This window comes from Catenulispora acidiphila DSM 44928, from assembly GCF_000024025.1.
Lineage (GTDB): Bacteria > Actinomycetota > Actinomycetes > Streptomycetales > Catenulisporaceae > Catenulispora > Catenulispora acidiphila.
The window spans coordinates 7,004,685-7,029,498 of sequence record NC_013131.1 but is presented as its reverse complement, the minus strand read 5'-3'; the positions used below and the strand labels follow the sequence as shown (position 1 = coordinate 7,029,498).

Below are 24,814 nucleotides of genomic sequence, written 5' to 3'. Positions count from 1 at the left end.
AGATCGTCGCAACGGCTCTGGTGCGCGGGTGCCCGATCGTGCTGCGCACCGGAGCCTTTGTGCACTCGCGAAGTAACCGACGGGGCCGATGTTCAAAATGGTTGTCAGAGTGCTGAAATTCGTTGCCTGATCCGCGCTACCTGAGACGGCCTCTGCGGAAATCCCGGGCGCGGCATACACAGGACTCGCTACGGTGCCACCGTGACTTCTCCGAGCCCCGCCCCTGAGGCGACCGACGCCCTGACCACCGCCGAGGAACTGCTCGCCGCCGAGGACATCGCCGGACTCGTCCGGCACTTGCGGACGCAGGGTGAGACGCTGCCGCTGCTGGATTACGTGCGCGTGCTGCGCGATGCCGCGCGGGGGATGGGCTTCGACGCGATGGTGGTCGCCGGCGATCGGGTGTTGGAGGCCGGGGATGATCGCGCGGAGCAGGCGGTGGGGTTGTACGAGTTCGGATATGAGTGCGTCGAGCATGGGATCGCGTTCTTGGCGATTCGGGCGCTGCGCGAGGCTGCTGAGCGCGAGCCGGGCGTCATCCAGATTCGTACGGAGCTGGCTGCGGCTTGCGAGCGGTCGTGGGAGCACCGCGAGGCTATGGCTGCGCTGCGGGGTTTTGAGGGTGAGCTGCCTTGGCTGGCTCGCTACCAACTGGCGTTCAACGCGCTGCTGGCTGGGGACGTGCCGACCGCTGAGGAGGAGTTCGCGGCGTTGCCTGAACTCGAGGCGCAGGAACGGGAAGATCTGGCGCCGCTGCGGGAGAAAGTGCGCGCGATGTTGGTGCGGGCAGCGGAGGTCGCGGTTTCAGATGGCGCGCTTGGGCCGAAGGATTTGCGTGGGTGGCATTACGCGCTGACCGGTGGGGTGCTGCTGACCGTTTCGCCGTATGGCTATGACGCGGGGATGACAGGGCGTTGGGCGATGGTCGGCGATTCCTATGGGGCGGCTGCTGAGGTGCTGCGGCGGTTGGGGGTGTTGTTGGCGGCCAAGGGTCTGACTCCGGAGACGGTGTCGTTGCTGCCGGACCGGGACAGCCGGATCATGGGATTGGCGGCGGCGCAGTACTTCGGGCTGCCGGCGGTGCCTTTCGCGGCGGAGCGTGAGGACACGCTGGTTGTCGCGTACGACCTGAATGAGGCTGAGCCGGAGGTGTTGGCGGCGCTGCGGAATCGGGTTCCGGGGCAGATTCTGTTCGAGCGCGCGACCGACTGGACTGATCCGCCGCTGGCGGCTGCCGACGCGGTGGGGTTCTTGCGGCAGGCGGTGCGGGAGCCGTGGGGTGCGGGGTTCCGGATCGTCGACGGCGAGGTGGTCGACACCGAGCCTGATGCGCGTCCGGTCGAGGAGATCGCGGCGGAGCTGGCTGCGACGGAGCCGGAGGCGGATGAGGGCGACGGTCAGACGCCGGCGGATCCGGACGCTGTGCTCGAGGCGTTCCTCGCCGCGGTGGAAGGTACCTGGCTGACCGCGCGGCGGGAGTACGTCGGGTCGCCGGGTCCGGTGCCGAGTTCGCGTTTCCTCTGAGCCGCGAGGAGATCCGACGCAGGACCCGACGCAGCATGAAGCCCGGCCACTCCTCGCCTAAGTGGTGGCCGGGCGGTTCGGGGAGGGCTGTGCCCTAGTTCTTTTTCACCGGCGTCTTGGACGACTCGGACGCCTTGGACGACGTGCCGGCCTTCGCCGGCGCGCTCACCGTCACCGAGAACGGGCTCGAGTACACGGTCGCCGGACCCTCCTTGTCCTGCGGATGCAGGATGCGCAGGGTGTAGGAGCCGGACGAGTCCATCTTCACCGGGAACGAGAACTTGTTGCTGGTGTCGGTGAAGGTCGTGTACGCCAGCGTGGTCCACCCTGTTGCGGACTTCCCCGACGTCTTTCGCTGCAGCCGCACCTTCGTCCCCGGCTTGGCGCCCTTGACCTCACCGGAGACCGTGAAAACGGTGTCATCGGCGAGCTTGACGTTGTCGACCCGGGCGATGACCGTGATGCCCCCGACCGACTCGCCAGCGCCCGCCACCACCTGCGGCGCCGCGGCCGCCTGCTGCACCGCGGCGACGGCGACCGGCCGATCCGCCGCCGCCCCGCCCGAACCCAGGGTCGACGCCGCGACCCCGCCCAGCGCCAGAACACCAATAGCCGCACTGACCGCGGCGCCCTGCTTCTTCTGCTTGGAGGTGAGTGCCATGGCTCGATCTGACGCCAGCCGGTCGGCAGCCGCATGCGGGCACGGTCCGAATGGGGGACCGGGCTCGAAGGAGACAGACGCGGGCTCTGATGTCAGGCGGTTGTGATCCAGCGCTCGCGATCGGAGGCGTGGAGAGCGAGCTGAGCTGAGCTGAGTCGAGCTGAGTCGAGTCGAGCTGAGTCGAGTCGAGCTGAGCTGAGTCGAGTCGAGCTGAGCTGAGCTGAGTCGAGCTGAGTCGAGTCGAGCTGAGCCGAGTCGAGTCGAGCTGAGCTGAGTCGAGCTGAGTCGAGCCTCAGCCCTCGCCACCCGCCTCGCGTATGAGTTCGACCAGCGCCGCGACCCCCGCGGTCACCTGCGCGTCGGCCAGGTTTCCGTAGCCGACCATCAGCCGGGTGGTGTCGGGGTCGCCGGCCATGCGGAGCAGGTTCAGGTCGCACAGTTCGATCTCGTGCCTGAGCGCTGCCGCCATCACCCGTGTCGCCGAAGCGCCGGGCGGCAGCTCCAGCAGCATGTGCAGTCCGGCCTGCTGTCCGCTGACGCGTGCGCCGGGCAGTGCTTGCTCCAGTGCTGCGACGAGGGCGTCGCGTCGGGTTCGGAAGCGTTGGCGGCTCGTGCGGAGGTGGCGGTCGTAGGAGCCGGATTCGATGAAGTGTGCCAGCGCCAGTTGGTTCAGGGCCGGGGCGGTCGGGGCTGTCCAGGGTTCGGGGCGGAGTGCGGTGAGCCAGCGGCCGGGGACCACGGCCCAGCCGACGTTCACCGTGGGTGTCATCGTGCGGCTCATCGAGCCGATCAGGGCTACCCGGCGGGGGTCTGTGCCCTGCATTGCCGGGAGCGCCGGTCTGTCGTAGGAGAACTCCGAGTCGTAGTCGTCCTCGATCACCAGGCCGTCGACCCGCGATGCCCACTCCAGCAGCCAGCTGCGGCGCTCCGGTGCCAGCTCCGCGCCGTTCACCACCTGGTGCGCGGGCCCGATGCAGACCGCGCGTACGCCCGGATGCTCCGCCAGCGCCTCGGCGACGATCCCGCGCTCGTCCACCGGCAGCGGCACCAGCTCCAGCCCTGCGGCGCGCGCGGGTTCCCACATCCCGTTCGAACCAGGGTCCTCGATCGCCAGGAGCCGGTGGCCCTCGGCGTACAGCGCCCGCGCCAGCGCTCCCATCGCCGCCTTGGCTCCGGTGAACACCGTCATCAACGCGGGGTCGATGTTCGTGCCGCGGCGGCGGTTCAGGTGGTCGGCGAGGATGCCGCGCAGCCGGGGCTCGCCGCCGGGCTGCGCGTAGCCGAGGCGGTCGAACGGCGCGGTCTCGGCCGCGGTGCGGATCGCCTCGACCCACTTGCGGCGGGGGAAGGCGCGGAAGTCGGGGGTGCATTGCGAGAAGTCGTAGCGGACCGGGAGGTGGCGGCGGGGGTCGGCGTGGCCCGGGTGGCTGTGGACGACCGCGCGGCGTTCGTCGGGTTCCGGGGACCAGCTGACGCGGGTCGCCGATCCGGTCTTGCCGGCGAGGAAGCCCTCGGTCGCCAGTTGTCCGTAGGCCTCGGTGACGGTCCAGCGGGAGACGCCCAGGTCGGTGGCCAGGACGCGGCTCGGGGGGAGTGCGGAGCCCAGCGGCAGGCGTCCGCCGCGGATGGCGGTGCGGATGGCCTCGGCGAGCTGGTGGTGCAGTGGACCGGGGCGTGTCGTTGACAGGTCCAGGAGGGTCTCCCAGGCCAGATTGGTCTGTGTATCGGCCACGCCATTGGATCGTAGCGGTGTTCGATCAGTTCCTACAGTGGTTCTCGCAAAGGTTGAAAAACCACAGCAAGTAGGGACGAACCATAATGAATGAGAAATCCGGCAAGAATCTCAAAACCGCTGTCTTCCGCCGCCGGGCCAGGATCACGGACAAGCGCCGTCGGTTCTACTACGACCCCTTCTTCGCCGACCCGGAATCCGTCGAGGACGACTACCGCCGTCTGAAAGGAGGCCACGGCTGACGGGAGCCATGGTCCCCATCTGCGAAACTGGGGCCCATGAACGCGACCGGAGCCGGCCACCCGCGGGTCAGCAGGGTATTGGTCGAGCGCTACCTCGACCGGCTGCGGCGGCGGCGCCGCTGGCGGCGGCTGTCGGTGACGATCACGGTGTTCCTCGCCCTGCTCGCGCTGACCGGCTACTCGATCCTGTGGCACACCAAGGTCTTCGACGTCCGCACCACCACCGTCTCCGGCGTCAAGGTGCTGAGCCGGCAGCAGGTGCTGGCCGCCGCCGCGATCCCGGCGCACGCCCCGGTCGCGGCGGTGGACACCGCGGCGGCCAAGGCCCGGCTGATGGCGCTCCCGCGGGTGAAGGACGCCTGGGTGGAGCGTTCGCTGCCGCACACCGTCTCCATCGGCATAGTGGAGCGGACCCCGGCCGCCGCGCTGCCGCAGCCCGACGGCTCCTTCCAGATCGTCGACGCCGACGGGGTGGCCTTCGACACAGCGGCCTCCGCCTCGGCGATCCCGGCGCACGTCCCGGTCATCCACCTGGAGCAGTTCGCCGATCCGGGACCTGAGGCGAAGGCCGCCCGCGCGGCCACCGTCGCCGGCGCGCTGGCCGCTCTTCGAGCCCTGCCGCCCCCGGTGCTCTCGCGGGTGCTCACCGTGTCGGCGACCGGGCCCTACGCCATCACCGTGACGCTGACTCCGTCCACGAAGAAACAGCACTCCGTGACGGTCGCTTGGGGCGGACCGGATCAGCCGGTTCTCAAGGCACGGATACTGGCGGCACTGATCGGAAATGACGCCGCGCACTATGATCTGAGTGCTCCGGCGGCTCCGGCGTATTCGTAACGGTTCGAATCCGGACCCGCCGATCGGCTAAGATCTGGCGGGCAATCGAACAACATACGTATTCCCCTCATCGGATCCACACGGGATCACACGGGGGTCGTCGGACCACGCTGAGAAGTAAAACCTGCCGACAGTTTCGGCGTGTTCGTTGAACCTCACAGGTCGCGGGACCTAATGTCCTGTAAAGACTTCACAGTCGCACGACCCCGCCGTGTCCCCGGCCGGTGTGGGCGGGACTAAGGTGATCACGAGATTACCGGATACCACGGAGAGGCCGTCGGACGTGGCAGCACCGCAGAATTACCTGGCTGTTATCAAGGTCGCCGGCATCGGCGGCGGCGGCGTGAACGCCATCAACCGGATGATCGAGGTCGGTCTGAAGGGCGTGGAGTTCATCGCCGTCAACACCGACGCCCAGGCTCTGCTGATGAGCGACGCCGACGTCAAGCTCGACGTCGGCCGCGAGCTCACCCGTGGGCTGGGAGCCGGCGCCAATCCCGACGTCGGCCGCAAGGCCGCCGAGGACCACGCCGAGGAGATCGAGGAAGTCCTCAAGGGCGCGGACATGGTGTTCGTGACCGCCGGCGAGGGCGGCGGCACCGGCACCGGCGGGGCTCCCGTGGTGGCCCGGATCGCCCGCGAACTCGGCGCCCTGACCATCGGCGTGGTGACCCGGCCGTTCACCTTCGAGGGCCGGCGCCGGGCGAACCAGGCCGAGGACGGCATCGCGGCGCTGCGCGAGGAAGTCGACACCCTGATCGTCATCCCGAACGACCGGCTGCTGTCGATCTCGGACAAGAACGTCTCGGTGCTGGACGCCTTCAAGGCCGCCGACCAGGTGCTGCTCTCCGGCGTCCAGGGCATCACGGACCTGATCACCACCCCGGGCCTGATCAACCTGGACTTCGCCGACGTGAAGTCGGTGATGAGCGAGGCCGGCTCGGCGCTGATGGGCATCGGCTCGGCGCGCGGCGACGACCGCGCGGTGGCCGCCGCCGAGATGGCGATCTCCTCCCCGCTGCTGGAGGCCTCCATCGACGGCGCCCGCGGCGTGCTGCTGAGCATCTCCGGCGGCTCCGACCTGGGCCTGTTCGAGATCAACGAGGCCGCGCAGCTGGTCAGCGAGGCCGCGCACCCCGAGGCCAACATCATCTTCGGCGCGGTGATCGACGACGGCCTGGGCGATGAGGTCCGGGTCACCGTGATCGCCGCCGGGTTCGACGGCGGCGAGCCGGCCAAGCGCCGCACCGGGCACTCCCAGGCCGCCGGGGCGACCCGCTACGACGAGGAGACCAGCGTCCGCGACGGCATGCGCGAGCAGGTGCTCGGCACCCTGCCCAAGCCCGCCGAGCGCGGCGCCGGGGTCCCGGCCCACGACCCGATGGCCGACACCCAGAACGTCCCGGTGATCCCGGTGCAGCCGGCGCCCTCGGCCGCCGACGAGCTCGACATCCCCGACTTCCTGAAGTAGGACCGGGAACCGACGTGGCGATATGGCAGCACACCGGTCCCGACGGCGAGGGCGGCAAGGCCCGCTTCGCCTTCTCCGACCGCTGGGGCGGGGTCTCCAAGGCTCCTTACACCGCGACCAACCTCGGCGGGCACGTCGGCGACGACCCGGAGGCGGTCGCCGCCAACCGGTCGCTGGTGGCCTTCGAGCTGGGGTTCACCGACCCCGGCAACGTGGTGTACATGAACCAGATCCACGGCGCGGACGTGGCCTACGCCGCCGCGCAGTGGCAGGGCCGCGCCCCTGACGTGGACGCGCTGGTCACCGACCGCCGGCATCTGGCGCTGGCGGTGCTGGTCGCCGACTGCGTGCCGGTGCTGCTGGCCGACGCCGAGGCCGGCGTGGTGGCCGGGGCGCACGCCGGACGGCCCGGGATGAAGGCCGGCGTGGTGCCGGCGGCGGTCGAGCGCATGGTGACCCTGGGCGCCGCGCCCGAGCGGATCGTCGCGGTCAGCGGACCCTCGGTGTGCGGGCTCTGCTACGAGGTGCCCGAGCGCATGCGCGCCGACGTCGCCGAGAAGGTCCCGGCCAGCTACACGGTGACCCGGCAGGGCACGCCCGGGCTGGACGTCGCTGAGGGCGTGTGGGCACAGCTGGAGGCTTGCGGCATCGACCTGAAGTCCTCGGTCCGGCTGCGGGTGTGCACCCAGGAGTCCGAGGACTACTACTCCTTTCGCGGCGAGGGGACGACCGGCCGGTTCGCCGGGTTCGTCTGGCTGGACTGACCGATGGCCGGGGACAGCGAGGACCGCGCGGACGAGCAGGCTTCGGACGCGCGGCGGGGACAGATTTCCGAGAACCTGGCCGCGGTGCGCGAGGACATCGCCGCCGCGGCGCGTAAGGCGAGCCGCGACCCCTCCGAGGTGTCGCTGATCGCGGTGACCAAGACGTATCCGGCCTCTGACGTGCGCGTCCTGGCCGAGCTCGGCGTCCTGGACGTCGGGGAGAACCGGGACCAGGAGGCGGCGCCGAAGGCCCGCGCCACGGCCGGTCTGGGACTGCGCTGGCATTTCATCGGGCAGCTGCAGACCAACAAGGCTTCCTCAGTGGCCGAGTACGCCGATTTCGTCCATTCTGTGGACCGGATCCGCCTGGTCGCGGCGCTGTCCAGGAGCGCTGTCCGGTATGACAAAGAATTGACATGTTTGGTGCAGGTCGACCTGGGTAACGCAGAGCCCATGGACGACAACGCGGCCCGCGGCGGGGCGTTTCCGGACCAGGTGCCGGAACTGGCCGACGCGATCGCCGCGGCGCCCGGATTGAACCTCGGCGGCCTGATGGCCGTGGCACCTCTGGGCGCCGAGCCGGGACCGGCCTTCGAGCGGTTGCACACGCTGGCTATGCGCTTGCGAACGACACACCCATCGGCCACGATGATCTCGGCGGGGATGAGTGGGGATCTGGGCGAAGCGGTGGCGGCGGGCGCGACACACGTCCGCATCGGCAGCGCGATACTCGGTATCAGACGGTGATTCCGGTAACGTCGCATCTATCGAACATCGGATACGACGACCGCACGTCTGCGCCACACATCATCGACCGCGATCGGGAAACCTCCGCGGCACCTTTTTTCGTTGACAGTTGCAAGACAGCCGTAACAGGCCCAGTCCGGAGGCGAACACCATGGCCGGCATGATGCGCAGAGCAGCGGTCTACCTCGGGCTTACCGACGAACAGCGGTTCGAGGACGAGCGGTACTACGACGAATACGAGGACGAGTACGAGCCCGAGGCCGCCGAGCCCGCGGCGGCACCGGAGCCGGTGCACCGCGAGCCGGAAGCCGGCTCGGGCGGGGCGCTCGTCGTCGCGCAGAACGACCGCCGCGCCTTCGCGGCGGCCTCCAATGTGACGGTGATGCCGGACCGCTCCGAGCGGTCCTCGCGAGCCGACCGAGCCGAGAGAGGTGGACCGGTGATGTACAGCGTCCCGACGGACCGGTCGGCGGACCGCGAAGCGTCCTACCGCATCACGACGCTGCATCCGCGCACCTACAACGAGGCGCGCACGATCGGCGAGCACTTCCGCGAGGGAGTTCCGGTGATCATGAACCTGACCGAGATGGAGGACGCCGACGCCAAGCGCCTGGTGGACTTCGCGGCCGGGCTGATCTTCGGGCTGCGCGGGAACATGGAGCGGGTGACGCAGAAGGTGTTCCTGCTGTCGCCTGCTAATGTCGATGTGACGGCCGAGGACAAGGCCCGCATCGCTGAGGGCGGCTTCTTCAACCAGAGCTGAGGGCCGCCGGCGTTGTCGGCGGTGGGGTGTTGATGTCCGGCGGCGTCCCGCGGCGGTGTGTGCTGACCGCGCGCGGCGGGGCGCCGGCGAAGGTGGGAAGGGGAGTGCGCTATGAGCGTTGTGGGGGCGTTGCTCCTGTGGGTGCTCTACCTCTTCGCGCTGTGCTTGATCATCCGCCTCATCATCGGCTGGGTTTTGGTATTCGCCCGGTCGTGGGAGCCGCGGGGTGTCATGCTGGTCGTCGTGGAGACGGCGTACACGGTCACAGATCCTCCACTGAAGCTGTTGCGGCGGTACATCCCGCCGCTGCGGCTCGGCGGGATGGGGTTTGACGTGGCGTTCATGATCCTCGTGATCATCGTCTTACTGCTGATCCGGGTCGCGGCTACGCTGTGACCGGGTAATGTCTGTGCGAATGCCGACGACCACGCCACGCCTGAGGTGAATGAAAGATGCCGTTGACTCCCGAGGACGTCCACAACAAGCAGTTCACGACCGTACGCCTGCGCGAGGGGTACGACGAGGAAGAGGTGGACGCCTTCCTCGACGAGGTCGAGGCCGAGCTGACCCGCCTGATCCGCGAGAACGAGGAGCTGCGCGCCAAGCTGGCCGCCGCCACCCGCGCCGCGGCCAGCGCGGCGGCCGCCCCGGTGCCGATGCGGCGGGAGCCGACCCCGATACCCGCGCCCGCGCCGCCGGTTCCGGCTCCGCTTCCGGCCCCGCTGCCCGCGCCGCTCCCGGTGCCGCAGGCGCCGCAGTTCCAGGCGCCCGGCGGCGATTCGGCCGCGCGCGTGCTCGCCCTGGCCCAGCAGACCGCCGACCAGGCGATCGCCGAGGCCCGCAACGAGGCGAACAAGATCGTCGGCGACGCCCGCGGCCGGGCCGACGGCCTGGAGCGCGAGGCCCGCGGCAAGGCCGACGCCTTGGAGCGGGACGCCCAGGAGAAGCACCGCGTGGCGATGGGCTCGCTGGAGACCGCCCGCGCCGCCCTGGAGCGCAAGGTCGACGACCTGCGCGCCTTCGAGCGCGAGTACCGCCAGCGCCTGAAGTCCTACCTGGACGGCCAGATGCGCCAGCTCGAGGCCTCCGGCGGGGACGACACCATGGGCTCCTCGATGGGTTCCCGGGCGCAGCTGAGCCCGACCGGCCTGTCCGCGCCGCCGCCGGCGCCCTCGGGCCCGCCGATGCCGATGCAGGCCTCGCTGCCCCCGGGCATGCCGCAGGCGCAGTCCCCGGTCGGTGCCGGGATGAACGGCGGGATGGGCTCGACCGGCTCCTACCAGAGCGCCGGGAACAACGGCAGCAACGCCGCGGCCCTGACCCAGACCATGGCGCCGATCCGGCCGCAGATGCCCTCCCCGATGCCGCCGCAGCAGATGGGCGGCGGGCAGCAGCCCCCGTTCATGGGTTCGGGCAACGGCCTGGGCCAGCCGCCGGTGCCCTCGCAGCCCTCGCCGATGCGCGGCTTCCTCATCGACGAGGACCCCGACGCCTGACGGGCCGCCCCCGCGGGACCGGACCGGCGTCCGGGTAGCACGCTGCTGACCTGTACTGGTCTGTACTGGTCTACGGTCGGCACTCACACAATGACGTGGCGTCATAAGCCCCGCCTCCCGATGGGAGGCGGGGCTCGGCGTTTGCCCGGAGTTGGTTCGGCGTTGGTAGGGACTTTCCCTTAAGCGCGGCCGGAGGCGGGCCCGCCCAGCGCGGGATCAGTCCAGCGCGGGATCAGTCCAGCCCTAGGGAGAACGCCGCCTCCAGGTCCATCGCGCTGTAGGTCCGGAACGACACGTGCGTGACCGTGTGGCTGACCCCCGCCACCTTGTTCACGCCGCCCGGGATCACGTCGGCGAGCTGCTCGTGCTCGCGGACCCGGACCATGGCGATCAGGTCGTACTCCCCGGTGACCGAGTACACCTCGCTCACGCCGGGCAGGCGGGAGATCTTCTCGGCGACCTCCGGGATGGCGTCCACGTCGGTCTTGATCAGGACGATGGCAGTGATCACAGCGGCTCCTTCTAGCGGGACTGTCTAGCGATGGTATTGGCCGTAGGGATCGTCCGGATCGGCGGAGCGGTAGTCCGGCATCAGCGGCGGCGGGGGAGGCAGGGTTTCGGTGGCCGGGGCGCGGGCCGGATCGCTGGGTCCCCGGCCGATGACAAGGGCTACGTAGAGGAGTCCCAAGACGAACCCCGATACGTGGGCGAAGTACGCGACGTCCGTGGAGCCGGCCACTCCGATGGTCTGCTGGAACTCCGGCAGCTGCACCACGAACCAGAAACCCAGGACCAGCCACGCCGGGACCCGCATCGGCAGGAACCACAGGAACGGCACCAGCAAGGTGACCCTCGCCTGTGGGAACAGGTAGACGTACGCCCCTAGCACCGCTGCGATCGCCCCCGAGGCGCCGACCAGCGGCCCGGTGGCCGTCGGGTTCGCCCAGGCGAAGGCGTAGGTGCTGGCCGCGCCGCCGATGATGTAGAACGCCAGGAAGTGCAGGCGCCCCAAGACGTCCTCGACGTTGTTGCCGAAGATGTAGAGGAACAGCATGTTCCCCAGCAGGTGGATCCAGCCGGCGTGCACGAACATGGCGGTGAACACCGGCCAGACCGGGTTGCCGTGGCCGTTCAGCAGCTGGGCCGGGATCGCGCCGTAGTGGTACAGGTACGCGTTCTCCCTGGCCTTGCGCGCCGCGTCCGGGCTGACGCCGGCGAACGCGATCGGGCCGGACAGGAACACCGCCACGTTCGCGATGATCAGGCCGAAGGTGACGACGGATGTCCGGGACACCGGGTTCCTGTCGTGAATGGGGATCACCACTGTTGCATCATGGCCCATCACCGTGCGCGCGGGAGATCCGAAACGCGGCGCGGAGGGCCTACCTTTGAGTGAGTGCTTGGTACGGGCACAAGCGCGGCCGATAAGGTCGGCGGATCAGGAACGATGTCCGGAGGCGTTGGCGTCTCCGGCGAGGCGAGGGAGTGGGGAGAGCGACGTGAGCTCACCAGAGGGCGAACGTCTCACCATCACACTGCCGGACTCGGTGCGCCAGCGCGTCGTGGAGATCGCCTCCGAGGCGCTGGGCAAGATGCCGGCCGCGGAGATCCCCGCGCCCTTGCGGCCCTTCGCCAAGTTCACTCCAGCCAAGCGGGCCAAAGCCGCGGCGATCCCCATGGCGGCGTCCTTGGAGAGCGACGGAGCATTTCGTACGCGGGTCGCCGAACGTGTGCGCGAAGCATCCCCTGACCTGTCCGACTCCCTGTTCGCCGGGGTGGTACCGGCCGCCGCTGACCCGCACGAGGTCGCGGCGGTCGCTTATGTGCTGCGTCCGCACGGCTGGACCGGGATAGTCAAGGACGCCCTGGAGGCGGTGACGCAGGGCGCGCGCCTGGCCGCCGGCGAGGCCGCCGAGAGCGAGGTCGCCCGGCTCGCCGCGGAGGTCGCGGAGCTGCGCGAGACGGCACGCGTCGCCGCCGACAGCCTGCGGGTCGCGCAGGAGGAGGCGCGCCGCGAGGGCGACCAGTTGCGGCGCAAGGTGCGGCAGCTGGAAGCGGACATGCGGCGGGCCCAGGCCGCGGCGCGGGCGGCGGAGACGGCGCTGGAGACGGAGCGGACGTCGGCGGCCTCGGCCGCGTCGGCCTCAGAGGCCGAATTAAGGCGGCTGCGGACGCGCCTGACGGCCGCGGAGACCGCGCTGGACACCGCGCGCCGCTCGGCGCGCTCCGGGCGCTCTGAGGGGGATATGCGGCTGCGGCTGCTGCTGGACACCGTGACCGGCGCGGTGAAGGGCTTGGAGCGCGAGCTGGCGCTGCCGCCGACCGAGACCCGGCCGGCGGACACGGTCGGGGCGGCGTCTCCGGACTCTGTCGCGCCCTCGGACATGTCGGTGCAGGGGCGCGCCAAGGACGATCCGGCGCTGCTGGACCAGTACCTGGCGCTGCCGATGGTGCACCTGGTGGTCGACGGCTACAACGTCACCAAGTCCGGCTATCCGACGCTGCCGCTGGCCGAGCAGCGGGTGCGCCTGGTCGGCGGGCTGGCGGCGCTGGCCGCGCGCACCGGCGCGGAGGTGACGTGCGTCTTCGACGGCGCGGCGCTGGACGGCCCGGTGCGGCTGACGCAGCCGCGCGGGGTGCGCGTGCTGTTCTCCGCGCCGGGGGAGATCGCCGACGAGCTGATCCGGCGGCTGGTGGCGGCCGAGCCCGCCGGGCGGCCGGTGGTGGTGGTGTCCTCGGACCGCGAGGTGGCCGAGGGCGTGCGGCGGTCGGGGGCACGGCCGGTGCCGGCGTCGATGCTGCTGAACCGGATGGCGCGGTCCTGAGGTTCTCGGCTGTCGGGACTTACCTCACCTATCCGCTTGTCCAGCTGGTTGGCTCCTCGCCACGATTTGTCGGAGATGTCTTATCTCCGATCCGCTCACCTATTTGAGTGGTTGATCCTTGCCCCGAGGTGTCGGCTCGGACTAGGTTCGTGCGCTGTTCTGCCGGTATCCACCGGCGTGCCCTGATGTGGAGGTCATCACAGAATGGCGCATCACAGTACGAAGCGGTCGAAGCGTCACCGCGCCGCGACCCCGCCCGCCCGAGGCCGTACGGTCGCGGCCGCCGCGCTGACCGCCGTGGCAGCCGCCGCCGGCGTGTGCGGCACCGCGGCCGCCGCCCCCGCGGCCGGACCGGGCTCCGGCGCCTCCGACACCGACCGCGGCACCGTGAAGGCCCAGATCGCCGCCCTCTACCGGCAGGCGGACCAGCTGACCCAGACCTTTGACGCGGCGCAGGAGCAGGAGAGCGCCCTGAGCCTGGCCGTCCAGCGCTCGCAGTCCAAACTGCAGACCATGCAGGCCGACTACGAGCACCAGCGCGCCGCCATCGGCGCCATCGCCGCGAACCAGTACCGCGCCGGCGGAGTGGACCAGCGCCTGGCCCTGATGCTCGCCGACCACCCCGAGACCTTCCTCGGCAACGAGGCCATGGCCACCCGCGTCTCCGACCAGCAGAGCCGCAAGGTCGCCGAGGTGATCGAGGAGCGCCGGCAGATCGTCCAACTCCAGCGAGCCGCCGCCGACCAGCTCTCAGCCCTGAACCAGACCCGCGACACCGCGGCCCGCTCCCGCACCCAGGTCACCGAGCAGCTCCACAAAGCCCAGTCCCTCCTGAACACCCTCTCAGCGCCGCAACGCCGCGCGGCGATCCAAGCCGACCTCGGCGCCGACCCCGCCTCCCCCTTCACCGGCGAACAGCCCGACCCGAACACCCCCGACCAGAACCTCCCCGCCCCCTCCGACCGAGCCCGCGCGGCAATCGAGGCCGCCATCGCCGACCTCGGCAAGCCCTACGTCTTCGGCGCCGAAGGCCCCGACGCCTTCGACTGCAGCGGCCTGATCCAACAAGCCTGGCGCCAAGCCGGCGTCGAACTCCCCCGCACTTCCTCCGAGCAGGCCCAAGCCGGCCAACAGATCCCCCTGTCCCAAATCCAACCCGGCGACCTGGTGATCTACTACGCAGGACGCAGCCACATCGGCATGTACGTGGGCGACGGCAAGATCATCCACGCCCCGCATCCCGGCACGCAGGTGCGCTACGCGCCGCTGATGTCGATGCCGGTGAACATGGTGGTGCGGGTCTGAGGCGGTCTCACGGCGGATACGGGGCGATCTCGGCAGCCCAATCAGTCGCAGCCTCCGACATCGCCTCGGGCGTGATCCGGCAGGAGATCGCGCACGGGTCGCCGGCCCGGGTCCGTCGGCGCCAAGGCGGATAAGAACTCGAGGTCCAGACTGACCTAGAGGTCGATCACACCGGGTTCGGACCGAGTGCGAGCGAAGGACAGATTGGGTTCGGTGAACCCGAGATCGGCGCCCGCCCTGCTCCGAAGCCAGTCCGCCTAGACGACGGCATCATCTGCGGTCAATGCCTGCCAGCGGAAGGACCACGTTCCTTGCGGACAGTTGGCGGTCCCCTGGGGTCCTCAGTCGGGGGTGCCGGCGCGGACGAGGCCGGATTCGTAGGCGTAGACGACGGCTTGGACTCGGTCGCGGAGGTCCAGTTTGGCGAGGATGCGGCTGACGTGGGTTTTGACGGTGCCTTCGCCGATGTAGATGTGTGCTGCGATTTCGCTGTTGGACAGGCCGCGGGCGAGGTGGGCCAGGACTTCGCGTTCGCGGTCGGTCAGGGTGTCGGCGGCTAGGGCGGATGCGAGTGAGGCAGTGCCGGTTGTGCCGGTTGTGCCGGTAGGGCTGGCGCCGGCGGTGTTCGTGCCCACGAAGCGTTCCAGCAGGCGGCGGGTAACGCTGGGGGCGACCACCGCGTCGCCGGCTGCCACGGTGCGGATCGCGGAGAGCAGGTCGGCGGCGAGGGTGTCCTTGAGGAGGAAGCCGCTGGCTCCGGCTCGGAGGGATGCGTAGACGTACTCGTCGAGGTCGAAGGTGGTCAGCATCAGGATCCTGGTATGGCCGGGGCGCTCGGCGCAGATTCGGCGGGTCGCCTGGACGCCGTCGGTCTCGGGCATCCGCACGTCCATGAGGACGATGTCCGGCCGGAGGTCGAGCGCCAGTGTCGCCGCTTCGGCGCCGTCCGCGGCCTCGGCCACGACCTCCATGTCCGGTGCGTTCTCCAGGATCATGCGGAAGCCGGTGCGCACCAAGGCTTGGTCATCGGCGATGAGTACCTGGATCACGCTTGCCGTCCCTCGATCGGGAGTGTCGCTCGCACGCGGAAGCCGCCACCCGCCTCAGGCTCGGCGCTGAGTCGGCCGCCGAGGAGCTGCACGCGGCGGTCCATGCCGCGCAAACCGTTGCCGCCGCCGACCCCCGGTCCGGCATGGCCGTTCGGGATCCGGCCGTCGTCGCCGACTTCGACCGCTATCTCAGTGTCCGAATACTCGACCACCACATCCGCGCTCGCTCCAGCGCCCGCGTGCTTCATGACGTTGGTCAGCGCCTCCTGCACGATCCGGTACGCCGACAGGTCCACCGCCGACGGCAGCGCGGCCGGCGTCCCGGCGACGCGCAGCCGCACCGCCGTGCCCGCCGTGCGGACCTGCTCGAGCAGGCCGGGCAGTTGCGCGAGCCCCGGTTGCGGATGCCACGCGTCCTCCACCTCGCCCAGCGCCGCCAGCACCCGGCGCATATCGGCGAGGGAGTCGCGGCCGGTCCGCACGATGGCACGCAACGCGCTGCGGGTGTCGGCGGGCCGGTTGTCCAACGCCGCGTCGGCGCCCTGCGCCTGGATCACGATCAACGACAGGCCGTGCGCCACGACATCGTGCATCTCGCGGCTGATCCTCCCGCGTTCGGCCGCCACCGCCAGGGCCGCTTGCTGGTCCCGTTCCCGTTCCAGGTCGGCGGCGCGCGCGTGCAGTTGGTGCAGGTAGTCCCGCCGGCTCCCGTTGGCGGAACCGATCGCCCACGCGGCGAGCAGCACCGAACCCAACAGCGCCACCGCGCTCCAGGTGCTCGAGCCCTTCGCCTGGTCGACGATCTCGTCAGCGCCGCTCGCGCCGGGCTGGTCGAGGTGATGGACCACTTCGACGTTGAACGTCGGCAGCCCGTTCACGGGGCGTCCCAACCGCGCGCCGTCGAAACACCAGCCGGCCATCAGCACCAGCATCCCGCCGAGCGCCACCGCCGACACCCGGCGCGGACACCTGGCCGCGACGGTGGCGAGCAGGACCACCGCGGAGAGGTCCACCACAGTGGGCACCACCGAAAGCAGCGCCAAGTGCACAGCCACGGCCAGGGAGCAGACGCCGAGCATCGGCAGCGGCCACCGGCGCCGCAGCGCGACTCCGGCCAGCGTGAACGCCGTCGCGGTCCACCACCCCCAAGCGGTGATCGCGCCGCCCCACGCGCCGCCGAGCGGACCGGCCGCGACGGTCCGCACCACCGCCACCGGATTGTTCAGCGGCAGACACACCGCGAGCAGCCCGGACGCCAGCGCCGCGTCCTGGACCAGCGGCTGACGTGCCCAGGCGCGTGGCGCGGACACCGGCGACGTGGTCATCATCACCGGAGTCTAGGCACAGCCGATGAGCCGGCGCGTCTGCCGCAAGACAGATGCGCGGCGCCTTCGGTGTCTGTCGTACGGCAGATGCCGGTAGCGCCACGGCAGTCACAGGGTTCTTCCATGACGCGACACGATTCACTGAAGCCCGCAGCCCATCGAAGCCTGGGCCGGCGTTCGTTGCTGGGACTGCTCGGCGCGACTCCGGTGGCGATCGGCGGGGCGTGGGCTCTGTCCGGCAGCGCGGAGGCGATCGGGGCGACCGGCACGACCGGCGCGAAGCCGTCGCCGCCCGGTCCCGGCTCGTCCTCGGTCCCGGTGGACCTGCGCCCGGGCGGGACGTTCGACCAGTTCCTCGCGCAGCTCGCCGCGGCAGACAAGTTCTCCGGCACGATGCTCGTGGTCCACGGCGGCCGGACCGTGCTGACCCGCAGCTTCGGCATGGCGAACAAGGCGAAGTCCATCCCGAACACCATCGACACCGTCTATTGCCTGGCCTCAGTGACCAAACTGTTCACGGCCGTGGCGATCGCCCAACTCGTGCAGCAAGGAAAGCTGGAATACGAGGGGACGCTCGGCACCTACGTGGACGGCTTCCCCTCCGCCGCCGCCGACCACGTCACCATCCACCAACTGCTGACCCACACCGCCGGCATGGGCGACTACCACGCCCTCGATGGCTACATGACCGCCGCTGCCGACTGGAACAGCGCCCAGCAAGTCCTGTCCGGGACGATGGACTTCATCCGCAAGGCGCCGCTGGACTTCACGCCCGGAACGGGCCACCAGTACAGCAACTCCGCCTACACCGTGCTCGGCGCGATCGTGCAGCAGGTCTCGGGCCAGTCGTACTACGACTACATCCCGCAGCACGTCTTCGTCCCCGCGGGCATGACCGCCTCCGCCTTCCACACCAGGCCGCAGTGGCAGTCCGACCGCCGCATCGCGCACCCCTACGCCGATCAGTCCCCCGGGCAGCCCTCCGGCCCGCGCACCGACGTGGTGGACCAGGAACTGTTCATCGGACTGCCCGACGGCAACGCCTTCGCCACCGCCCCGGACATGGTCCGCTTCGCCCGAGCGCTCCTCAACGGCACGCTCCTCGACCCGGCGTACATCGACCTGGTCGTCGGCGCGAAAGTCCCGGCGGCCACCCTGCCGGCCAAACCCGGGCTACCCGCCAAGGCGATCTACGAGGCCTACGGTCCCGGCGCGACCCTGCGCAACGGCAAATGGGCCGTCGGCCACAACGGCGGCAACGCCGGCATCGCGACCCTCGTGGAGTGGTACCCCTCGGACTGGATCGCCGTGAAGCTGACCAACTACGACCCGCCGGAAACCATGGCCGTCGACGACAAGATCCAGGGAATTCTTACTCAGTAGGCGCGGCGCAGCCGTATGGCCGGAGCCGGCGGTGCGGGTCGTCGTGGATCACAGCGCCCAACATTACGAACGCTGATACAGCCCGTCGATCCGTCCGCGAGCCAGCACCGGTCCGGCAGCGGCGAGTACCTTGCGCGGCTGCGCTTCCTCCGCGCCGCCCTTGGTGGTGATGGTCAGTGGCTCGGCGAGTGCGAAGAGCTGGAACACGTAGCGATGCGGACCGTGTGCCTTCGGCGGCGCCATGCCGATCCATCCGCGTCCTGAACTCGATCGCAGCAGCCGGACTCCAGGACCCGGCGCTTCCGCTGACAGCGCGCCTTGCGACAGACCGGTCAGCGAAGGCTCGATCAGCGCCAAGCCGTGGATGTAGGGCGTGGCCATCGGTGCGTCGGGATCCTCGATGACCAGGAGCAACTCCGCTGTCTCTGAAGGCGCCGTGGACCACGCGAGCGCCGGCGACAGCTCTTCGCCGCCGAGCCGGACCCCTGCGTGGACATGGGGAATCGGCTCTCCGTCGGCGAAATCAGGGCTCGTCAATGAGAGCGTTTCGGGGGAGTGCAGGTGCTCCGCGTCCCATGCCAGTGTCATTGCGCCCTCCGCAGCCGTGCGAGTTCTTCGGTGGCGCCGGTCTGCGATCGCTCGATGAAGCGCAGCAGTACCAGCATCTCGTCGAGCGTGAATTCCGCCAGGTCCTCGTGGGACCGCGCGGTGAGTCCGTCGTAGTAGGCGGCGATCCGTGCCAGTCCTTCGGTGGACGCCTCGATCAGGACGCGGCGCCGGTCTTCGGGATCGTCGGTGCGCGTGATGCAGCCGGCGGCGTCGAGGCGGTCGATCATGCGGGAGACCGATCCCGGCGTCAGGCCGACGGCGCGGGCCAGCTCGGCGGCTGTCGCAGGGCCCTGCATGTGCAGCACGTGCAGGCAGCCGAGGTCGCTGGCGGTCACCCCCATGCGCTCGGCGATCACGCGGTTCAGCTGCGAGATGGTGTTCACCCAGCTCGGCAGCGCGGTCATCACGCGCTGCTCGGTCTCGCGGCGCGTCGCACGCCCCATCGGCCGACCTCCTCTTCGAGGCGGCTCAGCCTACGGAAAGATGGTGCGCGGCGCAATCATTGTGTGGCGCACTCGGTGGATCGAACACTCAGTGCGCCGCGCACCGACTTCAGGCCGCGGGTTCGTCAGCGGGCTCGGCGGCGGCGCTCGCACCAGGAGCGCTCGCACCAGGTCCCGGCAAGGGATCGACGTCCCCGGCGTGCATCGGCTCCCCGCAGTGCGCGCACCGCAGGTCCACCGAGCTGATCTCGCCGCACGCGTGGTGCCGGTACAGCACCGGCGGTCCGGCCTCGCCGGCCAGCCAGCGGTCGCCCCACGCCGTCATCACCATCAGCAGGTCGACCAGCTCGGTCCCCTTCTGCGTCAGGTGGTACTCGTGCCGCGGCCGCTGGTCGTAGGGCCGCCGCTCCAGCACGCCCTCCTCGACCAGGTGGTTCAGGCGCTCGGTGAGCACCTTGCGGGAGATCCCGAGGTCGCCCTGGATCTGGTCGAAGCGCCGGAGCCCGACCCACACGTCCCGCAGGATCAGCGGAGACCAGGGCTCGCCGATCACGTCGAGGGTGCGGGCGATGGAGCACGCGGCCAAGTCGCTGAAGTTCGTGCGCTGCATACCGCCATTCTAGCGGTTGGGGTTCCCTCAGGGAACCTCTACGTGCTACGGTTCACACCAGAGATAGAGTCTCTTCAAGGAACTCTGAATCTCCAGGACTCGGGAACCCGGAAACCCGGAACTCCAGAAAGGATCGCCGAAGATGGGCAAGGTCGTCAGCGCCCTCGCCGTGTCGGTCGACGGCTTCATCACCGGCCGCGCTCCCGGCGCCGGCCACGAACTCGGTGATGGCGGGATGCACTTCGACTGGTACTTCTCCGGCGACACGCCGAGCGGCGAGGTCGACGGCTTCCGGCTCAGCGAACCCAGCGCGCGAACTCGCCGGCGACAATAGCGACAAAGGCGACAAGGACATCGCCCTGATGGGCGGCGGCGTCGTGACCTCGGCGTTGGCGGCGGGTCTGGTCGACGAGCTGATCCTGCACCACGTGCCGGTCCTGCTCGGCGCCGGACGCCGGTTCTTCCAGCAACTGCCGGAGCACATCCGGCTCACCCTCGTCGAGGCCGTCCCGGCTCCCGGCGTCACTCACCTGCGATACGAGGTGCAGAAATGAAGCTCGATCCCGAAGTCAGCCGCATCCTGGACGCCGCTCCGCTCGTCCACCTCGCCACGCTCATGCCCGACGGCGCCCCGCACTCGGTCACCATCTGGGCCGCCCCGTACGGCGACCGCATCGCGATCCTCACCGGTCCGGACAGCCTCAAGGCGCGCAACATGCGCCGGGACCCGCGCGTCGCCCTCTCCCTGACCCCGAACGACAACCCCTTCCAGCCGGTCGCCGTCCGCGGCCGGGTCGTGGAGTGGATCGAGGGCGACGCGGCGTGGGAGATCATCGACCCGATCGCGATGAAGTACCTCGGCCGGCCCTACGACCGCAGCGTGGAGCGGGTCGTGCTGCTGATCGAGCCGGAGCGGCAGACCGTCGGGGTGACCGGCTGAGCCGTCACCAGCCGATGTCGCCGCCGCGGTCCACGAACCGCCCGGAGGCGGCGCCCGGTCCCTCGGTGGCCAGCGCGACGATCGCGTCCGTCCCCTCGGTGACGGTCTGCGTGCCCCGGTTGCCGTTGAGATCCGTCGCCGTGTAGCCGGGGTCGGCGGCGTTGACCCGGATGCCCGGCAGCGCCTTCGCGTACTGCGTGGTGAGCATCGTCAGCGCGGCCTTCGAGGCGCTGTAGAGCGGCGCGACGACCTTCGACTCGACCCGCTCCGGGTCGTGGGTGAAGGCCAGCGATCCCATACCGCTGCTGACGTTGACGATCGCCGGATCCTCCGACGCGCCGAGCAGCGGCAGGAACGCCGAGGTCACCCGCACCACCCCGGCCACGTTCGTGTCGAACACCCCGAGCGCGTCGGCGCCGGTGAGAGACCCCGGATCGCCGGATGGACCGTGGATCCCGGCGTTGTTGACCAGCACGTCGATCCGGCCCTCGTGGTCGGCCACGTCCGCGGCGGCGGCCGCGACCGAGGCGTCGTCGGTCACGTCGATCCGCACGAAGCGCGCGCCGAGCGCGTCGGCGGCTTTCCGCCCCTGCGCCGCGTCGCGTGCCCCGAGCAGCACCGTGTGTCGGAGCCCGATGAGGCGCCGGGCCGCCTCGTGGCCGAGTCCCTTGTTCGCCCCGGTGATGAAGATGATTGCCATGCCTTCATGCTGTGCGCCCGCCGAAGGGACGGCCAGGATCAGCTCAACGGTAGGAACCGCAGTACCACCCTTGGAGGCGCCGCGCGGTCCGTCGGTGAGCGAGGATGGATGACGTGAGCACTCCACCGGCAGCCGACCTCGGCGCGACGATCCGCACCTGGCGGGACCGTCTGCCGCCCTCGGCGGTGGCGCTCCCCTCGGGGCGGGCACGCCGGGCCGCCGGGCTGCGCCGCGAGGAACTCGCCGACCTGGCCGGGGTGTCGGTGGATTATCTGGTCCGCCTGGAGCAGGGACGTGCCACGACGCCGTCGGTCCCGGTCGTGGCGGCGCTCGCGCGGGCTCTCCAGCTGACGGTCGCCGAACGCGACCACCTGTACCGCCTGGCGCACCTCGTGCCGCCGACCGACTCCATGATCAGCGACCACATCCCGCCCGGCGTGCACCGCGTGCTCAGCCGCCTCGGGGACACGGCGGTCGCGGTGTTCGCCGCGGACTGGGAACTGGTCTGGTGGAACCGTGGCTGGGCCGCGTTGTTCGGCGACCCCGCCTCTGTGCCGCAGCACCAGCGCAACTTCGCGCGCAGCAAGTTCCCGGTCGGCACCGACGACGCACGCCTCGCGCATTGGCCGGTGATCGAGTCGGATCCGGACATGGTCGATCGCGCCGTCGTGGCGGATCTGCGCCGCGCCACCGGGAGGTTCCCGAAGGATCCGCGGCTGGCCGGACTGATCGGCGACCTGAACGCGGGCAACGCGCGGTTCGCCGAGCTGTGGGCGTCCGGCGCGGTCGGCGCGCATCGTGAGGACCACAAGAGGATCGAGCATCCCTCGGTCGGCGCGGTGACAGTGAACTGCGATGTGCTCGGCGACGGCGACACCGAGCTGAAGATCGTCATCATGACCGCGGTTCCGGGCAGCGAGGACGAGACCAAGCTGCGGCTGGCTGTCGTCGCCGGGGCGGCGACCGCGGGGATCAGCTGACGGGGTCGGTGGCGGGGTTCCTGTCGGGTGTCCTGTCCTCGGCCTTTTCGATCGGGAAGAAGATCGGGCTCAGCAGATACAGCCCGCGATCCGGCGTGGGCTGGTTCCCGGCGCGCGCGACGATGCCGGCCTGCAGCTCCTCGATCATCTCCGCCAGCTCGGCGGGGTTGAGCCACAACGGGATCTGGCGGTAGCCGACCGAATCGGCGGCCGGGTCGGCGTCGGCGCCGTCGAGATAGCCGCTGAACGAGGCGAGCAGCGCGGCGACGGCGGCGGCGAAAGCCCGGCGGTGGTCCTCCACGCTCATCCCGGCTGCTTCTTCCGCGCCGATGCGGGCCCGGGTGCCGCGCATCCGATAGCGCCGCTCGACCGCGCCGTGGACGCGCTGCTCGTCGACCACGTCCAGCACGCCGCCGTCGGCGAGCAGGCCGACGTGCCGGTACACCGTCGTCTTCGGCACGTCCGCCAGCTGCTCGCACAGCTCGGCGGTGGTCCGCGTCCGGTCGCCCGCCATGGCGTGCACGATGCGGAGCCGGACGGGGTGCAGCAGCAGGGTGAGGGTGTCCACATGCTGCATGGTTCCATATCTGGTACCGTTCCCATAGTTGGGAATGCAGACGGGGCAGACGTGAGGGGAGCCCGTGATGACCGATCCGAACTCAGAGCGGCCGGCACCGTTCGGCAAGCGCTATGAGGTGCACGGCCGCAGTCTGCAGACATACCGGACCGGTGCTGCGGACGGGGACGGAGACCTGAGCGCGGGCGCGGGCGCCACGGTCGTGCTCCTGCCCGGCGGCGGCTCGGTCGGCCTGGACATGTGGCGAGTCCAAGAAGGCGTCGCGCAGTTCGCCACCGTCGTGAGCTACGACCGCGGCGGCACCGGCTGGAGCAGCCGCGACGTGACGCTCCCGCGCACCTTGGCCGAAGTCACCGGCGAACTGCGGAACCTGCTGGAACTCCTCCGCGCGGAAGGTGTCTCAGGGCCCTACATCATCGTCGGCCACTCGCTCGGCGGGCTCTACGCGCGCTACTTCGCGACCCAGCATCCCGAACAGGTCGCGGCGCTGGTCCTGATCGAGCCCGGGCACGAGGACCTGCGCAAGTACATGCCCAAGGAGCTGACCGACCTCTGGGACGGCTTCGACCCCGACGCCGTCCTCCCGGACGAGATCCACGAGGTCCCGCAAGAGATCAGGGACTTCTACCGCGGCCTGTTCCAGGACGCCATGGCGCAGTTCCCCGCCGAGATCCGCGAACCGCTGGTCGCCAACCACGTCCACCGCGCCTGGCTGCGCGGCGGCATCCAGGAGAGCTCGAACGTCAAAGCCCTCGGCGAGGAGATGCGCGCCGTCGCCGACGCCGTCCCGGACGTGCCGACGGTGCTCCTGACCGCGATGGACATCGACCCGTTCAAGCGCGCGGTCATCGCCGGCATGTCGGAGGAACTGGTCGCGGCCGAAACCGCCGGCAAGCTGCGGCTCTACGACGAGGTCGCCGCCTCGTTCACGCACGGGGAGAACCGGCGCGTCGAGGGCGTCGGGCATGTGACACTGGTGATGCAGCGGCCCGACGCGGTCGTCGACGCTGTCAGGGACCTGATGGGCTTGTCGCGGCCCGCGCGATGACCTGCGCGGTCTGATGCCCGGCCCGCAGCACGTGTTCGGCGTCGGTCGCCTGACAGCGGCGCGCTTCGGGGTCGTACACGGTCATGACCACGCCGGCATGGTCTGCGCCGTCCAGCTCGGTGAGGGTGCACGGCCAGTCGCGATCGCGCAGAGCCGCATGGAGCAGGCGTGATCGCTCGATGTCGACGAGTACATCAGCGGTGCCGTGGACCAGGTGGACCGGAATGGGCTCCGCCAATGCCCCGGCTCCGGCGAGCCGGTCCATCGCCACCTGCCGGGTGAGAGGATCTGCGCTCGAATACCCGCCCGCGATCGCGACGACCGCCTGCGGCCGCCAGCCGTCCAGCGCCGCTGCGTCCAGCGCGGCGCCCACCGCGGTCTTGCCTCCCAGCGACCAGCCGGCCAGGGTTGTCCGGCTGACGTCCCCGCCGAAATCGCCTCCGTGCTGCTGCACGAACAAAGCAGACTCGCGCAGGTGGGTACGCCCCAGATCCGGCGCATCGGGTCGCCAGTCCGGCACGACGCACACGACGCCCGAAGCGGCCGTCGCCATCGCCAGGGGAGCCAGGACGTCGCGTTCATCCGGTCCCCTTCCGTGCCACAGCAGCACGATGGGGCACTCTGGCTGCCGCGCCTCAAGGGAGTCGGTGGGGGAGTACACGTCCAAGCGCTGGCCGCCGGGTCCGAAGGCGAGGCCGCTGACGACCGAGACGTTCATCCTCCCGACTCTAACCTCAACCCGTTCCTGCTCGGCGACCACCGGCGACGTGCCGCATCCCGCCC

General features: G+C 70.3%; 27 protein-coding genes and 2 pseudogenes. 16 read left to right on the top strand and 13 right to left on the bottom strand.

The features are described from left to right. Positions 1 to 201: 201 nt before the first annotated feature. The gene (locus CACI_RS30265; RefSeq protein ID WP_015794693.1) at positions 202 to 1,524 is read left to right on the top strand and encodes a hypothetical protein; all 1,323 of its coding nucleotides are present in this window, start codon (positions 202 to 204) and stop codon (positions 1,522 to 1,524) included. Between the two features lie 94 nt (positions 1,525 to 1,618). Here the strand turns inward: CACI_RS30265 and CACI_RS52940 are convergent, their stop codons facing one another. The 3 genes and pseudogenes from CACI_RS52940 to pdxR all read right to left on the bottom strand — a co-directional run bounded on the left by CACI_RS52940 (position 1,619) and on the right by pdxR (position 3,917). Then, positions 1,619 to 2,185, bottom strand: a complete 567-nt coding sequence (locus CACI_RS52940; protein ID WP_015794692.1) for a hypothetical protein — start codon at positions 2,183 to 2,185, stop codon at positions 1,619 to 1,621. 150 nt (positions 2,186 to 2,335) lie between these two features. Further along, positions 2,336 to 2,491, bottom strand: a pseudogene (locus tag CACI_RS54420) (pentapeptide repeat-containing protein); the annotation flags it as partial. Next, positions 2,478 to 3,917 carry a MocR-like pyridoxine biosynthesis transcription factor PdxR gene (gene pdxR / locus CACI_RS30255; protein WP_015794691.1) on the bottom strand — a complete coding sequence of 480 codons (1,440 nt, stop codon included), beginning with the start codon at positions 3,915 to 3,917 and terminating at the stop codon, positions 2,478 to 2,480. The gene pdxR and the pseudogene CACI_RS54420, both read right to left, overlap by 14 nt. 86 nt (positions 3,918 to 4,003) lie before the next feature. Here pdxR and CACI_RS51545 point away from each other — a divergent pair, with 86 nt between their 5' ends. From CACI_RS51545 to CACI_RS30220, 8 genes are all read left to right on the top strand, one after another. Next, on the top strand, positions 4,004 to 4,159 hold the full coding sequence (locus CACI_RS51545; RefSeq protein WP_015794690.1) for a hypothetical protein: 156 nt from the start codon (positions 4,004 to 4,006) through the stop codon (positions 4,157 to 4,159). A 36-nt stretch (positions 4,160 to 4,195) separates the two neighbouring features. Next, positions 4,196 to 4,996 carry a cell division protein FtsQ/DivIB gene (locus CACI_RS30250; protein ID WP_015794689.1) on the top strand — a complete coding sequence of 267 codons (801 nt, stop codon included), beginning with the start codon at positions 4,196 to 4,198 and terminating at the stop codon, positions 4,994 to 4,996. Positions 4,997 to 5,279: 283 nt separating this feature from the next. After that, a complete protein-coding gene (gene ftsZ, locus CACI_RS30245; protein WP_015794688.1) occupies positions 5,280 to 6,467 on the top strand; it encodes a cell division protein FtsZ in 1,188 nt (395 codons plus the stop codon). A 14-nt stretch (positions 6,468 to 6,481) separates the two neighbouring features. Beyond that, positions 6,482 to 7,231, top strand: a complete 750-nt coding sequence (gene pgeF / locus CACI_RS30240) for a peptidoglycan editing factor PgeF (protein ID WP_015794687.1) — start codon at positions 6,482 to 6,484, stop codon at positions 7,229 to 7,231. 3 nt (positions 7,232 to 7,234) lie between these two features. Then, positions 7,235 to 7,978 (top strand): YggS family pyridoxal phosphate-dependent enzyme, encoded by a 744-nt coding sequence (locus CACI_RS30235; RefSeq protein WP_015794686.1) that lies wholly within the window; start codon positions 7,235 to 7,237, stop codon positions 7,976 to 7,978. A 151-nt stretch (positions 7,979 to 8,129) separates the two neighbouring features. Continuing rightward, the gene (locus tag CACI_RS53935) at positions 8,130 to 8,741 is read left to right on the top strand and encodes a cell division protein SepF (protein ID WP_015794685.1); all 612 of its coding nucleotides are present in this window, start codon (positions 8,130 to 8,132) and stop codon (positions 8,739 to 8,741) included. Positions 8,742 to 8,852: 111 nt separating this feature from the next. Beyond that, the gene (locus CACI_RS30225; RefSeq protein WP_015794684.1) at positions 8,853 to 9,137 is read left to right on the top strand and encodes a YggT family protein; all 285 of its coding nucleotides are present in this window, start codon (positions 8,853 to 8,855) and stop codon (positions 9,135 to 9,137) included. A 56-nt stretch (positions 9,138 to 9,193) separates the two neighbouring features. Continuing rightward, on the top strand, positions 9,194 to 10,237 hold the full coding sequence (locus CACI_RS30220; protein WP_015794683.1) for a DivIVA domain-containing protein: 1,044 nt from the start codon (positions 9,194 to 9,196) through the stop codon (positions 10,235 to 10,237). 232 nt (positions 10,238 to 10,469) lie between these two features. Here the strand turns inward: CACI_RS30220 and CACI_RS30215 are convergent, their stop codons facing one another. Together CACI_RS30215 and CACI_RS30210 are read right to left on the bottom strand one after the other, a co-directional pair. Further along, positions 10,470 to 10,748, bottom strand: a complete 279-nt coding sequence (locus tag CACI_RS30215; RefSeq protein WP_015794682.1) for an Lrp/AsnC family transcriptional regulator — start codon at positions 10,746 to 10,748, stop codon at positions 10,470 to 10,472. 24 nt (positions 10,749 to 10,772) lie between these two features. Beyond that, on the bottom strand, positions 10,773 to 11,561 hold the full coding sequence (locus tag CACI_RS30210; RefSeq protein ID WP_049871755.1) for a rhomboid family intramembrane serine protease: 789 nt from the start codon (positions 11,559 to 11,561) through the stop codon (positions 10,773 to 10,775). A gap of 175 nt (positions 11,562 to 11,736) precedes the next feature. On the opposite strand from CACI_RS30210, the gene CACI_RS30205 reads away from it, so the two are divergent. After that, the gene (locus tag CACI_RS30205; protein WP_015794680.1) at positions 11,737 to 13,062 is read left to right on the top strand and encodes an NYN domain-containing protein; all 1,326 of its coding nucleotides are present in this window, start codon (positions 11,737 to 11,739) and stop codon (positions 13,060 to 13,062) included. A gap of 204 nt (positions 13,063 to 13,266) precedes the next feature. After that, positions 13,267 to 14,367, top strand: coding sequence for a C40 family peptidase (locus tag CACI_RS30200; protein WP_015794679.1), 1,101 nt, complete (start codon positions 13,267 to 13,269; stop codon positions 14,365 to 14,367). A 341-nt stretch (positions 14,368 to 14,708) separates the two neighbouring features. Here the strand turns inward: CACI_RS30200 and CACI_RS30195 are convergent, their stop codons facing one another. Together CACI_RS30195 and CACI_RS30190 are read right to left on the bottom strand one after the other, a co-directional pair. Further along, entirely contained in the window at positions 14,709 to 15,416 is a 708-nt protein-coding gene (locus CACI_RS30195) for a response regulator (protein ID WP_015794678.1), read from the bottom strand. Next, the gene (locus CACI_RS30190) at positions 15,413 to 16,744 is read right to left on the bottom strand and encodes a sensor histidine kinase (protein ID WP_015794677.1); all 1,332 of its coding nucleotides are present in this window, start codon (positions 16,742 to 16,744) and stop codon (positions 15,413 to 15,415) included. The genes CACI_RS30195 and CACI_RS30190 overlap by 4 nt, the downstream gene beginning before the upstream one ends. Positions 16,745 to 16,864: 120 nt before the next feature. Between CACI_RS30190 and CACI_RS30185 the strand changes: the two genes are divergently transcribed. Next, positions 16,865 to 18,124: a serine hydrolase domain-containing protein gene (locus CACI_RS30185; protein ID WP_015794676.1), complete on the top strand. Its 1,260-nt coding sequence runs from the start codon at positions 16,865 to 16,867 to the stop codon at positions 18,122 to 18,124. Between the two features lie 63 nt (positions 18,125 to 18,187). On the opposite strand, the gene CACI_RS30180 is transcribed toward CACI_RS30185, so the two are convergent. From CACI_RS30180 to CACI_RS30170, 3 genes are all read right to left on the bottom strand, one after another. Next, complete coding sequence (locus tag CACI_RS30180; protein ID WP_015794675.1) at positions 18,188 to 18,712, bottom strand: YbhB/YbcL family Raf kinase inhibitor-like protein; 525 nt, start codon at positions 18,710 to 18,712, stop codon at positions 18,188 to 18,190. After that, positions 18,709 to 19,176, bottom strand: a complete 468-nt coding sequence (locus CACI_RS30175) for a MarR family winged helix-turn-helix transcriptional regulator (protein WP_015794674.1) — start codon at positions 19,174 to 19,176, stop codon at positions 18,709 to 18,711. Before CACI_RS30175 ends, CACI_RS30180 begins: the two co-directional genes overlap by 4 nt. 109 nt (positions 19,177 to 19,285) lie before the next feature. Then, entirely contained in the window at positions 19,286 to 19,786 is a 501-nt protein-coding gene (locus CACI_RS30170) for a winged helix-turn-helix transcriptional regulator (RefSeq protein WP_015794673.1), read from the bottom strand. Positions 19,787 to 19,928: 142 nt separating this feature from the next. Here CACI_RS30170 and CACI_RS54415 point away from each other — a divergent pair. After that, positions 19,929 to 20,340, top strand: a pseudogene (locus CACI_RS54415) (dihydrofolate reductase family protein). Next, positions 20,337 to 20,726 carry a TIGR03618 family F420-dependent PPOX class oxidoreductase gene (locus CACI_RS30160; RefSeq protein WP_015794672.1) on the top strand — a complete coding sequence of 130 codons (390 nt, stop codon included), beginning with the start codon at positions 20,337 to 20,339 and terminating at the stop codon, positions 20,724 to 20,726. Before CACI_RS54415 ends, CACI_RS30160 begins: the two are co-directional and overlap by 4 nt. Before the next feature lie 4 nt (positions 20,727 to 20,730). Here the strand turns inward: CACI_RS30160 and CACI_RS30155 are convergent, their stop codons facing one another. After that, entirely contained in the window at positions 20,731 to 21,426 is a 696-nt protein-coding gene (locus CACI_RS30155; protein ID WP_015794671.1) for an SDR family NAD(P)-dependent oxidoreductase, read from the bottom strand. Positions 21,427 to 21,530: 104 nt separating this feature from the next. Here CACI_RS30155 and CACI_RS30150 point away from each other — a divergent pair, with 104 nt between their 5' ends. Further along, on the top strand, positions 21,531 to 22,406 hold the full coding sequence (locus CACI_RS30150) for a helix-turn-helix transcriptional regulator (RefSeq protein ID WP_015794670.1): 876 nt from the start codon (positions 21,531 to 21,533) through the stop codon (positions 22,404 to 22,406). Here the strand turns inward: CACI_RS30150 and CACI_RS30145 are convergent. Next, positions 22,399 to 22,983 carry a helix-turn-helix domain-containing protein gene (locus CACI_RS30145; RefSeq protein ID WP_015794669.1) on the bottom strand — a complete coding sequence of 195 codons (585 nt, stop codon included), beginning with the start codon at positions 22,981 to 22,983 and terminating at the stop codon, positions 22,399 to 22,401. The two genes, CACI_RS30150 and CACI_RS30145, sit on opposite strands and share 8 nt — an antisense overlap. Before the next feature lie 67 nt (positions 22,984 to 23,050). On the opposite strand from CACI_RS30145, the gene CACI_RS30140 reads away from it, so the two are divergent. Beyond that, positions 23,051 to 24,031, top strand: coding sequence for an alpha/beta fold hydrolase (locus CACI_RS30140; protein ID WP_015794668.1), 981 nt, complete (start codon positions 23,051 to 23,053; stop codon positions 24,029 to 24,031). Here the strand turns inward: CACI_RS30140 and CACI_RS30135 are convergent. Continuing rightward, positions 23,994 to 24,749, bottom strand: coding sequence for an alpha/beta hydrolase (locus CACI_RS30135; protein WP_015794667.1), 756 nt, complete (start codon positions 24,747 to 24,749; stop codon positions 23,994 to 23,996). The genes CACI_RS30140 and CACI_RS30135 overlap by 38 nt on opposite strands. Positions 24,750 to 24,814 lie beyond the last annotated feature (65 nt).